The sequence below is a fragment of the Anaeromyxobacter terrae genome, from assembly GCF_022690685.1.
Classification (GTDB): Bacteria; Myxococcota; Myxococcia; order Myxococcales; family Anaeromyxobacteraceae; genus Anaeromyxobacter; species Anaeromyxobacter terrae.
On sequence record NZ_JALCYY010000036.1, the window covers coordinates 1 to 13,182 of the forward strand.

Sequence of the window (13,182 nt, forward strand, 5' to 3'; positions counted from 1 at the left end):
CCCGCCCGCCTCTTCCGAGGCCGACTGGCATGGTGATGCATCGGAATTGTTTGCAAACTCAAGGAATGCGGTTCCGCATTCCGTCGTAGGCTTGCTATTCAGTTTTCAAAGACCGAACGAACCCGCCCGAACCGTTACCGGCTCGGACCTGACTTGCGCGGTGTCGCGAGGACAATCCGTTCCGTCAGCGAGGGCGGCGTGTTTACCAGCTTGCCGCACCCGTGTCCAGAGCAGCATCCGAGCAACCCGGAAACCGCCCCTTCGTGAGGGAGTCGGTTTCTAGCCGACCCGCCTCCGCCCGTCAAGCCCCTCGCGACATCCATCTGCGTCGCGTTCGAGCTCGAGGAGGGCGCTGCTTCTACCCTCCATCGGGCACCCCGTCAAGCCCGCCCGAACCATCCGTTCGGCCGAGCCCTGGGAGGGTGTGTCTTGTAACCGCCCTCCCGGGGTACGTCAAGAAGAAACCCAAGAACTTCGAATGCTTGCTCTCAGGTTCTTCCAGAATCGGGGGCAGCTTCTACCCCCGCTCTGCCCCCGCGTCAAGCAGGCCCTGGATCGTGCTGTCCGCCGTCCGAGGGCCCGTCGCTGCGAGGGGTGCGCGTTCTACCCGCGTCCCGGGATGGAGTCAAGCGACCGAGCCCCCTCCCCTTCCATGCTGCGTGCTAACGGCTCCATCCGCGCAGATCCGCACGCTCGCGCAGGCACCGCCCCGCGACCTCGGCCGCGGAGGGATCGGAGCGTCCGCCGCGGCGGGCGCGCACGTGCGCGGCGATCGCATCGAGCTTGGCGAGCGCGTCCTCGAGGGCATCGTTCACCACGACGAACTCGTACGTCTCGAGCCCCCGCGCGATCTCCTCGTGCGCGGCGGCGAGCCGCCTCCGGATCACGTCGTCCGCGTCGGTGGAGCGGCCGCGCAGGCGGCGCTCCAGCTCGGCCTCGTCGGGCGGGAGCACGAGCACGGTCGCCGCCGCGTCCGGCCAGGCGGCGCGGATCTGGGCGCCGCCCTGGACGTCGATGTCGAACAGCGCGATGCGCCCCGCCGCGAGCGCGGCGTCGACCGTGTGACGCAGGGTGCCGTAGCGCTTGCCGTGAACCTCGGCCCACTCCGCGAAGGCGCCCGCGCGGACGAGCTCGGCGAAGCGCTCGGGCGTGACGAAGTGGTAGTCGACGCCGTCCCGCTCCTCGCCGCGCGGCGCGCGCGTCGTCGCGGAGACCGAGAACACCGCGTCTGGATGCGCCGCGCGGAAGCGGTGCGCGAGCGTCGTCTTGCCGGCCCCCGAGGGCGCCGACAGGACGAGGAGCAGCCCAGGCGCGGCGGCCGGGTCACTCGACATTCTGCACCTGCTCGCGCATGCGCTCGATCTCGGCCTTGAGCGCGACGACCACGCCGGCGATGTCGGCGCTCTGCGACTTGGAGCCGATCGTGTTCACCTCGCGGTGCATCTCCTGGACGAGGAAGTCGAGCTTGCGCCCGGCCGGCTCGCCGCCCCCCAGGAGCGCGCGCACCTGCGCCGCGTGGCTCGCGAGCCGCGTCAGCTCCTCGGCGACGTCGCTCCGGTCGGCGAGGAGCGCGACCTCCTGCGCCAGCCGCGCCGGATCCAGCGCGACGCCGCGGGTGAGCTCGGCGAGCCGCTCCTCGAGCCGCGCGCGGTGATGCTCCACCGCCTGCGGCGCGAGCGCCGCGACCCGTGCCGCGAGCGCCTCGACCGTCCCGAGCCGCGCGGCGAGATCGCGGGCGAGCGCCTCTCCCTCGCGGGAGCGCATCTCGAGGAGCGCCTCGAGCGCCGCGCCGAGCGCGGCCCGCAGGGCCTCTCGCGCGCCGTCGAGGTTCACGTCCCGCTCGTCGAGCCGCACCACCCCGTCGGCGGCGAGGATGTCGGCGAGCGTCGCGCCGGCGGCGAGGCCGAGCCGCGCCTGGAGCTCGGCGAAGGCGCGCGCGTACGCCTCCGCGAGCTGGACGTCCACCCGGGGCGCGAGGCCGCCCGCGCCGGCCGCGCGCCGGATCGAGACGTCCACGCTCCCGCGCGCGAGCCGATCCTTCACGAGCTTCGCGGCCTCGAGCTCGAGCGCCGCGTACTCGCGCGGCAGCCGGACCTTCACCTCGCAGAACTTGTGGTTGACGGAGCGGACCTCGACGTCGAGCTCCTCGCCCGCGGTCGCGCCGTGGCCGGCGCCGTAGCCCGTCATGCTGCGAATCATCGCTCCACCCCGGGACAATGCATGGGCGCGGACCGTAGCGTCGCCCACCGGGAGCGTCAAGGCGCGCCGCCGCCCTCCCCGGAGCGGCCGGGCGGACGATCGCCGAGCGGCCGCGCCTCGTCGAGCAGCATCACGGGGATGTCGTCCTCGATGCGGAAGACCAGCTGGCACGCGTGGCAGCGGATCTCGTGGACGTCCTCACGGAACTCGAGATCGCCCTTGCAGCGCGGGCAGGCGAGGATCTCCTTCAGCTCGGGCGCGAGCGCCATCGGCACCTCCGGCGCGGAGATTACGCCGCGCGTCCCGCGGGCGGCAAGGACAGGATCCGCGCGAGGAACGCGGCGATCGCGTCCCCGCGCGCCGACTCCGTGAACGCGGTGCTCATGCGCTCGCGCGCCGCCCGACCCATGGCGCGCGCGCGCGCCGGCGCGCCGAGGAGCTCCACGAGGGCGTCGGCGAGCGCGGCGACGTCGCCGTCCGGGACGAGGAGCCCGGTCGCGCCGTCCACGATCGCCTCCGCCGGCGCGCCGAAGCGGTACGCCACCCCGGGCCGCCCGGCCGCCATGCCCTCGAGGAGCGCCCGGCAGGTGCCGTCGTTCCCCTCCGCGAGCAGCACCTTCGCGTCGAACGTACGGTACGCCGCCGCCAGCTCGGCGCCGCTGCGGTACCCGGCGAAGACGACGTTCCGCTGCAGGCCTCGGTGCGCGACCCGGACGCGGATCGCCTCCTCCCCCTCCCCGCGCCCGACGACCACGAGCCGCGCCTCGGGGAGCCGGTCGGCCACCGCGCGGAAGGCGTCCACGAGGTCCTCGTGGCGCCGGCCCGGCTTGACGCGCGAGACGATGCCCGCGACCGGCGCTCCCGCCGGGATCCCGAGCTCCTCGCGCAGATCCGGCCCTTCCGGCGTGAACGCCCCCGAGTCCACCGCGCCGCGCGTCGCGACGACGCGCGCCTCCGGGACGCGGAACCGCTCGACGAGCGCCCGGGCGTGCGCCTCGCACACCGCGACGAGGCCGTCGGTGCGCCGGAACGCGACGCCCTGCGCCCCTCCCCGGGCGAGCGCGCGCGCGGCGTGGACCGTCCGCACGACGCGCGCCGGGCCGCCCGCGCGCGCGGCGAGCAGCGCCAGCACGTGGTCGTGCGAGAAGTTCGCGTGCAGCACGTCGACGCCGCCGCGCGCGAGCGCGCCGAGCCGCCGGACGTCGCGGAGGTAGCGGATGGGCCCGGACTTCGAGGAGAGCGCGAGGTCGTCGCGCACCGCGAGCCCCTCGGCGCGGAGCCGCTCGACGAGGTTGCCCGGGCGGAGCGTCTCGACCGCGATCTCCACCGCGTGGCCGCGCGCGGCGAGCGCGCGCGCCACCGAGGCCATCGGCTCGGCCGGGCCGGTCCACCACGCGGACGAGAGGAGCTCGAGGACCCGCACGCCGGCCGTCGCGCCCGCCTACCGGCGCGTCGCCTCGAGCTTGCCGATGAGCTCGGTGGTGGAGTGGTCCTTGGGGTCGCCCGCGACCGCGACGCGCCCGCCGTAAGCGCGGACCTCGGCGGCCTCCGGGATCGTCTCCGGCGTGTAGTCGGTCCCCTTCACCTGCACGTCCGGGCGGAGCGCGCGGATCACCGGGACCACGTCCTTCGAGTCGAAGAGAACGACGTGGTCCACGCAGGCGAGCGCCTCGAGGATCTCGGCGCGCTCCTCCTCCGGCACGACCGGCCGCCCGGGGCCCTTGTTGGCGCGCGTGGAGACGTCGCTGTTCACCGCGACGACGAGCAGGTCGGCCTCGGCCTTCGCACCCTGCAGGTAGCGGAGGTGCCCCACGTGGAAGAGATCGAACACGCCGTTCGCGAGCGCGATGCTCCGGCCGGCGGCGGTCGCGGCGGCGCGCACGCCCGGTAGATCGTCCAGCCTGACGCGCTTCGAGGAGCTCACGGGCGGCCTCACGGGCGGAGGAGCTCGGCGGCGAGCTCGTCGCGCGAGACGGTGGCGGTCCCCGGCTTCTGCACGACGAGCGAGCCCGCCACGTTCGCGAGGCGCGCGGCCGTGACCGGATCTCCCCCGGCGGCGAGCCCGGCGCTGAAGGTCGCCGCGACGGTGTCGCCCGCGCCGGTCACGTCGACGGCGTCCTGGCTGCCGTGCGCCGGGACGTGCACGGGGGGGAGCCCCTTGCGGAAGACGGACATGCCGTTCCGGCCGCGCGTGACGAGGAGCACCTCGCAGTCGACCCGCTTCTGGAGGACGCGCGCGGCGCGCTCGAGCGCGCCCGGCTCGCCGAGCGGCACGCCGGACGCCGCCTCGAGCTCGACCTCGTTCGGCTTCACCATCGTGAGGCCGGTGTAGGCGCGCAGCTGGTAGCGCGAGTCGACGCAGACCGGCACGCCGCCTCGCTTCAGCCGGCGGAGCGCCTCGATGGCGTCGGCGTGGATCGTGCCCGAGCCGTAGTCGCTCGCCAGGATCGCCTGCGCCGAGCGCCCGTGCTTCTCGAGCTCGCGGACGAGCCGCTTCTGGACGGCCGCGGAGAGCGGCTCGCGCGGCGCGCGATCGAGGCGGATCATCTGCTGGCGGCGGGTCGAGCGGCCGCCGGCGAGGATCCGTGTCTTCGCCTCGGTGGCGCGCCCGGGGACGCGGATCATCCCGGAGACGTCGATGCCGCCGTCCGTCAGCTCCTCCAGCAGCGCCGAGCCCAGCCGGTCGTCGCCGACCACGCCCACGGCGCGGACCTTCACGCCCAGCGCCGCGAGGTTCTGGGCCGCGTTGCCGGCGCCGCCCGCCTTGAGCTCGGAGGACTCCCAGCGCACGATGAGGACCGGCGCCTCGCGGCTGATCCGCTCCGTCTCGCCGTAGACGTACTCGTCCGCGACGAAGTCGCCGATCACCACGACCTCCGCCCGCTCGAACGAGGGGAGCAGGCCGGCGAGCGAGGGCAGGAGGTTCTCTCGGGGGCGGCGCACGCGCGTTTCCTACCGCGCGCCGTCCGCGCGCGTCAATGGGGACGCGGGTGCCGGGTGGCCCGCGCCCTCGCCGTCCGGCCGCGTCTTCCACCTGCGGTGGAGCCAGTACCAGCGGTCCGGGTACCGCCGGATCCAGCGCTCGAGCCGGTCGTTCAGATCCTGCATGAAGGCCAGCGCGTCCGCGTCCCGGTCGCCGGTGTCGGGCACCGCGACGGGCCCCTCGATGACGACCTTGTGGCGCCCGTCGCCGAGCGGCACCGAGACCGTGAAGACGACGGCCGCCCCCGTGCGCATCGCGAGCAGCGCCGGGGTCGCGGCGGTCGCCGCGGGCACGCCGAAGAAGGTCGGGAAGATCGCGCGCCGGCGCGGCTGGTTCTGGTCGATGACGTACCCGAGCACCCGGCCCGCCTTGAGGGAGCGGATCGCGGCGGAGAGCGTGCTGCCCTTCGTCACGACGAGATCCTCGACTCCGGCGCGGAGCCGCGCCTTGCGCCACAGGTCGTTCGCGCCCGACTTGCCCATCTCGCGGCTGATCATCGTGATGGGCACGCCGCGCAGGGTGTGCGCCGCGGCGAGCACCTCGAAGTTCCCGAAGTGGGCGGTCGCGGCGATGACGCCCTTGCCGCGCGCGCGCGCCTCCTCGAACCGCTCCCACCCCTCGTGCACGAAGATCCCCTCGAGCTCCTCGCGCCGCAAAGACGGCACGCGGAAGAAGTCCGGGATCATCTGCCCGAAGTTGCGGTAGGTGCGGCGCGCGATGTCCCGCCGCTCGGCCTCGGTCTTCTCCGGGAAGGCGAGCCGGAGGTTCTCGAGCACCACGCGCCTGCGGATCCGGCTCGTCCAGGCGAGCCAGCCGAGGGCCGCGCCGAGCGCGGCGACGACGCGGGGAGGGAGACGGGCGAGGAGGAAGCCGAGGAGGCGCATGCGGGTCACCCTGCGCTGCGAGAGGAGCCGGCTCCGCGGGCGAGCGCGGCGTCGAGGGCCTCCGAGAGGACCGCCTCGCCCCGGACGATCTCGGCGTCGATGCGCACCGCGCACAGGCGCGGGTCGACGGCCCGGGCGGGCGCGAGCCGGACGGCGTCCTTCTCGGTCATGACCACGCGGGCGCGGGCGGCCTCCGCCGCGCGGAGCACGTCGTCCAGCTCGCGCTCCGTGAACCGGTGGTGATCGGGGAAGGCCCGCTCGCCCACCACCTCGGCGCCGAGCTCCGCGAGGGTCCCGAGGAACGCGCCCGGCCGCGCGAGCCCGGACACCGCGAGCACGCGGGCGCCGCGCAGCGCTTCGCGGCCGAGGCTCCGCGCGAGCGTCCCGTCGACCACGTCCGTCGGCGCGTGGCGCGACTCCACCGGCGCACGGCCCGTGGCGTCGAGCGCGAGCGCGCGCAGGACCTCCAGCGCCGTCCCGTCCGCCCCATCCACCCGGGAGAGCCAGACGAGCCCCGCCCGCCGGATCGCCCCGCGAGGCTCGCGGTTCGGCCCGCGCGGCAAGAGGTGCCCGTTGCCGAACGGGTTCGCGGCGTCGAGCACCACGACGTCGAGGTCGCGCGCGAGGGCGCGATGCTGGAACCCGTCGTCGAGGACGAGCGCGTCGGCGCCGAGCGTCGCGACCGCCATCGCGGCGAGCGCGGCGCGCCGCGGCCCGCACAGCACGGCGACGCCGGGCAGCCGCCGGGCGAGGAGCGCCGGCTCGTCGCCCGCCTCGTCCGCCCCGAGGAGCGCGCGCGCGCCGTCGGAGACGACGCGCGGGTCGGCGCGCGAGGCGCCGTAGCCGCGCGAGAGCACGGCGACGCGCCGCCCGCGCGCGGCGAGCCGGGTCGCGACCGCGATGGCGGCGGGCGTCTTCCCGGCCCCGCCGACCGCGACGTTGCCGATGGACACGACCGGGACGCCGGCGCGCGCCTGGGCGAGGAGCCCGCGGTCGTAGAGCGCGCCGCGCGCCGCGGCGCCCGCACGGAACAGGCCCTCCGCGACGACGAGCGGCGCGAGCAGGGCGGCCTCGCCGGGCGCGGCGCGGGGGCGCCACCAGATCCGCTCCACGAGGCTCATCGGGAGAGCAGCTCGCGGGACGCGGCGAGCACGGCCTCGGGCGCGAGATCGCGCAGGCAGCGGTGGTGGCCCTCGGGGCAGTAGTCCCCGCCGTGGTTCGAGCACGGGGCGCAGGCGAGCGCGAGCGAGAGCGAGCGCCCTGGCGCGGGCGGTCCCCAGCGCGCCGCCGAGGTGGGGCCGAACAGCGCGAGCGCCGGCACGCCGACCGCCGTCGCGAGGTGCACCGGCCCCGAGTCGCAGGCGACGAGGAGCCGCACGCGCGCGAGCGCGGCGGCGAGCGCGTCGAGCGGCAGGAACGAGAGATCGGCGGCCACGGGGCAGCGGGCGGCGGCGCGGAAGGCGGCGAACGCGTCGCGGTCGCCCGGCCCGCCGCACAGCACGATCCGGTGGCCCTCGCCGGCGAGCGCGTCGGCGACCGCGGCGAACCGCTCCGCCGGCCAGCGCTTCGTCGCCCAGCGCGCGCCCGGAGCGATGGCGACGATGGGTCCGTCCACCGCGCCGAGCGCGTCGTCGGCGAGCGCGCGCGCCTGCGGCGAGAGCGCGACCTTGGTCCGGCCCGGCTCGCCGATGCCGAACGGCGCGAGGGCCTCGGCGTAGAGGCGGGTCTGGTGCGCGCGCACGAGCGGCGGATCCGCCCCGAAGACCGAGCGCAGCGCCTGCAGCGCGGAGCGGCGGCGGAACGCGGCGCGCATCGGCGCGGCGGAGCGGGCCACGAGGACGCTCCGGGCCTTGTGCTGGAGATCGATCGCGACGTCGAACCGGCCGCGCAGGCTCGAGGCGAGCCCCCAGGCGCCGTTCGCGCCGTCGCGGGTGAGCCGATGGACCTTCGCGAGCTCCGGCAACCCCTCGAGCAGCGGCGCGTAGAGCGCGTCCGTCACCCACTCGATGCGCGCCTCGGGGAACCGCCGGCGCAGGGGCTCGAGCACGCTCGTCGCGAGGACGACGTCCCCGAGCGCGCTGTAGCGGACGACGAGGATGCTCGCCGGATCCCTCACGCCGCCGCCTTGCCCCGGGGGAGCATCGAGAGCATGTGCTCGACGTTGCGGGCGCTCGCGCCGCGGATGGCCGTCACCGAGCCGCGCGCGAGCGCGCCGAGCTCCTCGAGCTGGTCGGGCCGCGAGAGCAGCTCCTCGGCGACCTTGAGGAGCTGCTCGGGCGAGGCGACCTGGATCCCGCCGCGTCCCTGCAGCACCTGCACCGAGTCCTTGAAGTTCTCCATGTGCGGCCCGAAGAGCACGGGCTTCCCCTGCGCCGCGGGCTCGAGCACGTTCTGCCCGCCGCGTGTGACGAAGCTCCCGCCCACGAAGACGAGCGTGGCGAGGCGGTAGGCGATCGAGAGCTCGCCGATGGTGTCGAGGACCGTGACCTGCGCGTGGCCCGCGGCGGCGCCGCCGCTCCGCAGGCGCACGCCGAGCCCGGCCTCCACCGCGAGCGCCATGATCTTGCCGCAGCGCTCGAGGTAGCGCGGCGCGATGACGAGCTGGAGGCGGGGGTACCGCTCGAGGAGCCCCTTGTACACGCCGAGGATGAGCTCCTCCTCGCCCTCGTGCGTGGAGCCTGCCATGAAGACCGGCGCGGTCGAGTCGAGCCCCATCTCCGCGCGGAGCGCCTGCTCCTTGCCCTCCGCGCCCTCGAGCACGAGCGCGTCGAACTTGGTGTTCCCGGTGACCCATACGCGATCGGGGGCGGCCCCGAGCGCGAGCGCCCGCTCCGCCTCCTCGTCCGAGCGCATGAGGAAGCAGTCGATGCGCCGGAGCGGGTTGCGGATGGCGCGGAACATCGCGCGGTAGCGGGAGAGCTTCGCGGGGTTGAAGCGGCCGTTCGTGAGCGCGATCCGCACGCCCGCCTTCCGCGCGGCGCGGATGAGGTTCGGCCAGATCTCGGTGTACTCGAGCACCAGGAGGTCGGGGCGGAGCGCCGCGACCGCGCGCCGGGTGGCGCCGAACAGATCGTACGGTGCGTACAGCACCACGTCGGCCTCGGCGAGCTTCTTCCGCGCCATCTCCTGGCCGCTGTTCGTGATGGTGGTGACGATGATGCACGACTCCGGGAGGCGCCGCTTCAGCTCCCGCATCATCGGCTGGAGCGAGAGGAGATCGCCGGCGCTCGCGCCGTGCAGCCAGACGCGCGGGCTGCCCCTGCCGAGCTCGAGGCCGCGCCGGTACAGGCCGAGGCGCTGGGCGATGCCGTGCCGCAGCTTCGGGTGCGTGAGCAGCACCGGCAGCGCGAAGACGAAGAGCGTGTAGCTCGCGATGACGTAGACGAGGTGCAGGGCGGGACCTCTCGTGGGGGCGCTTTTACTCGATGCGCAAGGGGTTCGTGAAGATCCACGGACGGCCGTCGATCCGGGCCTCCACGCGGTAGTCGCCGGGAGGGCACGGGCCGCCGCAGCGGAACGCCGCGCCGTCCGCGTCCGGCGCGAGCGCGCCCGCGGGGCGGCCATCGCGCAGGAGGGTGAACCGGGCGCGCGGGTCGGGGGGCGCGCCGAGCGAGAGCGCGAGGGTCCCCGCGTCGGGGCGCGCGAGCCGGACGCGCCCCGCCGGCGCGACGCCGTCGAAGACGCACGCGGCGCTTCCGTCGAGGAGCGCCGCCGTCACCGCCCGCGCGTCCGCCTCCGCGTCCCCGGTCCGGCGCACCGGCACGCGCATCGAGAACGCCTCGAACGCGGCGCGATACCCGGGGTAGCCGTGCGCGTCGGCCGAGCAAAGGAGCACGCGCGCCTCGCCGCGGGCGCGCGCGGCGCGCTCCTCCGAGTCGAAGCGCGCGAGCTCGTCCGAGGGATCCTCGGAGAGCGCGAGCACCGCGCCCGCGCCGTCGAACGGCAGCGCCGCCGCCGCGCGGACCACCTTGCCGGCGGCGCGATCGGTCACCACCCGGTACCAGGACGTGTCGTTCGAGACGACCTCGAAGCCGCGCCACGGCCCCCGGCCCCATCCCGTGAAGGGCCGGCGCGGGTGGAACGGGTGCGCGAGCACCGCCTGACCCCCGAGCGCGGCGATCGCGCCGAGCGGATCCCGGTCACGCTCCTCGCGGGTGAGCGCGCGCGGCACCCCGAGCGCCACGACGTGTCCGTAGGGGGTCGAGACCTCCGTGGCGGGCACGACGAGGACGCCATCGACGTACTCCGCCCGCTCCGGCGCGCGGACGTTGTGATCGGTGACCACGACGAAGTCGAGGCCGGCGTCGCGGACCGCCGTGATCACCTCGGCGAGCGTGCCGCGGCCGTCGCTCGCGGTGGTGTGGACGTGGTAGGCGCCCCGCAGCCCCTCCCGCGCCGCGTCGGCGTGCACGGCCGCGGAGCGGCGCAGCGCGCGCTCCCGGAGCGACATCGCGCCGAAGCCCGCGTAGCCGGCGAGGAGGAGGACGACCGCGGCGAGGACGATCCGCTTCAAGCCTACCCCGCGCTCGCGCGCGCCCCCGCGCGCGCCTCGCCCTCGAAGATCCGGTGGAGGCGCGCGTACTCGCCGCCGCGAGCGACGAGCTCGTCGTGGGTCCCGAGCTCGACGACGCGGCCGCCGGAGAGGACCACGATCCGATCGGCGTTCCGCACCGTCGAGAGCCGGTGGGCGATGACGAGCGTGGTGCGGCGGCGGCCGCCCCCGATCGCCATGAGGGAGTCGAGCGCGCGCTGCACCTCGCGCTCGCTCTCCGCGTCGAGCGCGCTCGTCGCCTCGTCGAGCACCAGGATGGGCGCGTCCTTGAGGAAGGCGCGGGCGATCGCGATCCGCTGCCGCTGGCCGCCGGAGAGGAGGACGCCCTTCTCCCCGACGCGGGTGTCGTACCCGCGCGGCAGCGCCTCGATGAAGCCGTGCGCCTGCGCGAGCCGCGCCGCGCGCTCCACCTCGACCTGCGGCACCTCGGGGCGGCCGTAGGCGATGTTCGCGCGGATGGTGTCGTTGAAGAGCACCGTCTCCTGCGTCACGAGCGCGAGCTGCGCGCGCAGGCTCGCGAGCGTCACCGCGCGGGTGTCCTTCCCGTCGATGGTGACCCGGCCGTCGACGACGTCCCAGAAGCGCGGCAGGAGGTTCGCGACCGTGGTTTTGCCGCCCCCCGAGGCGCCGACGAGCGCGACCACCTCGCCCTTGCGGATCTCGAGGTCGAGGCCGTGCAGCACCGGGCGGTCGCCGTAGGCGAAGGCCACCCGCTCGTACCGGATCGCCTCGGAGAACGGAGGGAGGACCTCGCGGCCGTCGTCCGGTACGGCGGAGGGCGTGTCGAGGATCTCGAAGATCCGGTCGCCGGCCGCCGCGCCCTGCATCGCGATCTGCCCGACGCGCCCGAGCTGCTTCACCGGCGTGTAGAGGAGGAGCACGGCCGCGACGAAGGAGAAGAACTTCCCCGGCTCGAGCTCGCCGGCGAGGATCCGGCCGCCGACCCACCAGATGGCGGCGGCGAGCCCCGCCGCCCCCATGAGCTCCATGAGCGGCGACGAGAAGGCCCGGACGAGGTAGCTGCGGCGCAGGATGCGGATGAGCTTCTGGTTCGCGTCGGCGAAGCGCCCCGACTCCCATCGCTCCATCCCGTACGCCTGCACGACCCGCATCCCGCTCACCGCCTCCTGCACCATCTCGGAGAGCTCGCCGGCGGTGGACTGGGCGTGGCCGGTGACGCGCTTCAGCCGCTTCGCGAGGCGCACCACGGGCAGGAGCGTGACGGGCACCGCGCCGAAGGCGACGAGCGACATGCGCCAGTCGAGGACGAAGCACGAGACGAGCATCACGACGACGGTGAGCCCGTCGCGCAGGTAGCTCGGGACGGCGTTCGAGACGGCGGTCTCCACCGAGAGCACGTCGGCGGAGAAGCGCTGCAGGATGTCGCCGGAGTGTCGGCGCGTGTAGAAGCCGGGCGACAGCCGGAGGAGGTGATCGAACAGCGCGCGGCGCACGTCCGCGATCATCCGCTGCCCGACCATGCCCATCAGGTAGAACTGCCCGAAGTAGGCCACGCCCTTCACCAGGGCGACGCCGACGATGATCGTGGGCAGGATGCCGAGGATGGTCGAGCGATCCAGCCGGGCGAGCTTTCCGGCGAGGTCCCACGAGGCGGGCACGAACTTGGCGAGGCTTCCGAGGGCGTGCGGGTCCCCGCGGAACAGGAACTCGAGCGCCGGCCCGAGCAGGTACACGTAGGCGGCCGTCGAGAACGACAGGACCGCCATGCACAGGATGGCGACGGCGAGCGTCAGCTTGTACGGCGCGACGAAGCGGAGGAGTCTCAGGTACGAGCGCAAGGCGCGGCCATCCTATGCCAGAACGCCCGCGGGGGGCAGGACGACGCTACCCCGTCTGGAGGGCACCCCAGCTCACCCTGGCGCCCGCCCGATCGCCCGGGGACCCCACTGGCCCGGTTGACCCACACCTGCCGGCGGCGCCGAATCGAATCGTGGGCGCGGCCCACGCCGCGCGCCACGGAGGTCACATGGCGAGGACGGTGGATCAGGAGCGTAACCCGGCGATGGTGGAGCACTGCATCGCAATCACGGGCAAGGGCTCGCCCGGCGGCGCGGCGCTCGAGGAGGCGATCAAGGCGGTGGCCGCCGCTGCTGCGGCGCTGGCGGCCGCGAAGAAGAAGGGCGGAAACCTCTTCCGCCCGGAGGCGCCCGAGGTCCGACTGCGGCCGATCGGGCCCGGTGAGCGGGGGAGCGCGGGCTGGACGGTGCTCGTGCGCGTCCCGGCGTTCGTGAGCGCGCGCGACGCGCGCGAGGCCGCCCTCCTCGCTGCGGAGCGGCGTCCGGCCGCCAAGGCCGTGCGGCTCGTCCCGGTGGGCGCGCCGGCGCTGCGCGGCGGCGGCCGGCCCGGCCGCGACCGGCTCCCGGCCGGTATCCGACGCACGCGCGCGGGTCCGCAGCACCGCGCCCGGGAGACGCTGCGCTGAGCTCTAAACGACCGGGCAATTCGGAAACAGTCAACGAGCGAAGCGAGCCCGCCGGGGCGGCCCCCCCCACCCCCCCCCCCCCCCCCCCCGGGCGCCCCGGGCCCCCCGCCCCGCGGGGGGG

Annotated in this window: 13 protein-coding genes; 1 reads left to right on the plus strand and 12 read right to left on the minus strand. The window is 75.2% G+C overall.

Features of this window, described 5'->3' with window-relative positions; genetic code table 11:
• Positions 1 to 662: 662 nt before the first annotated feature.
• The 12 genes from gmk to MNY62_RS16180 are packed head-to-tail and all read right to left on the minus strand — an operon-like array spanning position 663 to position 12,417.
• Positions 663 to 1,334 carry a guanylate kinase gene (gene gmk / locus MNY62_RS16125; RefSeq protein ID WP_242345211.1) on the minus strand — a complete coding sequence of 224 codons (672 nt, stop codon included), beginning with the start codon at positions 1,332 to 1,334 and terminating at the stop codon, positions 663 to 665.
• Positions 1,324 to 2,199: a YicC/YloC family endoribonuclease gene (locus MNY62_RS16130; protein WP_242345212.1), complete on the minus strand. Its 876-nt coding sequence runs from the start codon at positions 2,197 to 2,199 to the stop codon at positions 1,324 to 1,326. The genes gmk and MNY62_RS16130 overlap by 11 nt, the downstream gene beginning before the upstream one ends.
• A 56-nt stretch (positions 2,200 to 2,255) precedes the next feature.
• Positions 2,256 to 2,468, minus strand: a complete 213-nt coding sequence (locus MNY62_RS16135) for a Trm112 family protein (protein ID WP_242345213.1) — start codon at positions 2,466 to 2,468, stop codon at positions 2,256 to 2,258.
• 20 nt (positions 2,469 to 2,488) lie between these two features.
• Complete coding sequence (locus MNY62_RS16140) at positions 2,489 to 3,622, minus strand: glycosyltransferase family 4 protein (RefSeq protein ID WP_242345214.1); 1,134 nt, start codon at positions 3,620 to 3,622, stop codon at positions 2,489 to 2,491.
• Positions 3,623 to 3,640: 18 nt separating this feature from the next.
• A complete protein-coding gene (locus MNY62_RS16145; protein ID WP_242345215.1) occupies positions 3,641 to 4,123 on the minus strand; it encodes an adenylyltransferase/cytidyltransferase family protein in 483 nt (160 codons plus the stop codon).
• Positions 4,124 to 4,131: 8 nt separating this feature from the next.
• Complete coding sequence (locus MNY62_RS16150; RefSeq protein ID WP_242345216.1) at positions 4,132 to 5,142, minus strand: bifunctional heptose 7-phosphate kinase/heptose 1-phosphate adenyltransferase; 1,011 nt, start codon at positions 5,140 to 5,142, stop codon at positions 4,132 to 4,134.
• A gap of 9 nt (positions 5,143 to 5,151) precedes the next feature.
• Entirely contained in the window at positions 5,152 to 6,066 is a 915-nt protein-coding gene (locus MNY62_RS16155) for a lysophospholipid acyltransferase family protein (RefSeq protein WP_242345217.1), read from the minus strand.
• A 5-nt stretch (positions 6,067 to 6,071) separates the two neighbouring features.
• On the minus strand, positions 6,072 to 7,187 hold the full coding sequence (gene lpxK, locus MNY62_RS16160) for a tetraacyldisaccharide 4'-kinase (protein ID WP_242345218.1): 1,116 nt from the start codon (positions 7,185 to 7,187) through the stop codon (positions 6,072 to 6,074).
• Positions 7,184 to 8,182, minus strand: coding sequence for a glycosyltransferase family 9 protein (locus tag MNY62_RS16165; protein WP_242345219.1), 999 nt, complete (start codon positions 8,180 to 8,182; stop codon positions 7,184 to 7,186). Before MNY62_RS16165 ends, lpxK begins: the two co-directional genes overlap by 4 nt.
• Positions 8,179 to 9,459 (minus strand): 3-deoxy-D-manno-octulosonic acid transferase, encoded by a 1,281-nt coding sequence (locus MNY62_RS16170; protein WP_242345260.1) that lies wholly within the window; start codon positions 9,457 to 9,459, stop codon positions 8,179 to 8,181. Before MNY62_RS16170 ends, MNY62_RS16165 begins: the two co-directional genes overlap by 4 nt.
• A 25-nt stretch (positions 9,460 to 9,484) precedes the next feature.
• Positions 9,485 to 10,579: a PHP domain-containing protein gene (locus MNY62_RS16175; RefSeq protein ID WP_242345220.1), complete on the minus strand. Its 1,095-nt coding sequence runs from the start codon at positions 10,577 to 10,579 to the stop codon at positions 9,485 to 9,487.
• Positions 10,580 to 10,581: 2 nt separating this feature from the next.
• On the minus strand, positions 10,582 to 12,417 hold the full coding sequence (locus MNY62_RS16180) for an ABC transporter ATP-binding protein (RefSeq protein ID WP_242345221.1): 1,836 nt from the start codon (positions 12,415 to 12,417) through the stop codon (positions 10,582 to 10,584).
• 188 nt (positions 12,418 to 12,605) lie between these two features.
• Between MNY62_RS16180 and MNY62_RS16185 the strand changes: the two genes are divergently transcribed.
• Positions 12,606 to 13,061 carry a hypothetical protein gene (locus tag MNY62_RS16185; protein ID WP_242345222.1) on the plus strand — a complete coding sequence of 152 codons (456 nt, stop codon included), beginning with the start codon at positions 12,606 to 12,608 and terminating at the stop codon, positions 13,059 to 13,061.
• Positions 13,062 to 13,182: the final 121 nt, after the last annotated feature.

Coding starts and splice junctions, on each gene's coding strand:
- gmk (WP_242345211.1), bottom strand. CDS start 1,334: ATGTCGAGTGACCCGGCCGCCGCGCCTGGGCTGCTCCTCGTCCTGTCG.
- lpxK (WP_242345218.1), bottom strand. CDS start 7,187: ATGAGCCTCGTGGAGCGGATCTGGTGGCGCCCCCGCGCCGCGCCCGGC.
- MNY62_RS16155 (WP_242345217.1), bottom strand. CDS start 6,066: ATGCGCCTCCTCGGCTTCCTCCTCGCCCGTCTCCCTCCCCGCGTCGTC.
- MNY62_RS16185 (WP_242345222.1), top strand. CDS start 12,606: ATGGCGAGGACGGTGGATCAGGAGCGTAACCCGGCGATGGTGGAGCAC.
- MNY62_RS16135 (WP_242345213.1), bottom strand. CDS start 2,468: ATGGCGCTCGCGCCCGAGCTGAAGGAGATCCTCGCCTGCCCGCGCTGC.
- MNY62_RS16130 (WP_242345212.1), bottom strand. CDS start 2,199: ATGATTCGCAGCATGACGGGCTACGGCGCCGGCCACGGCGCGACCGCG.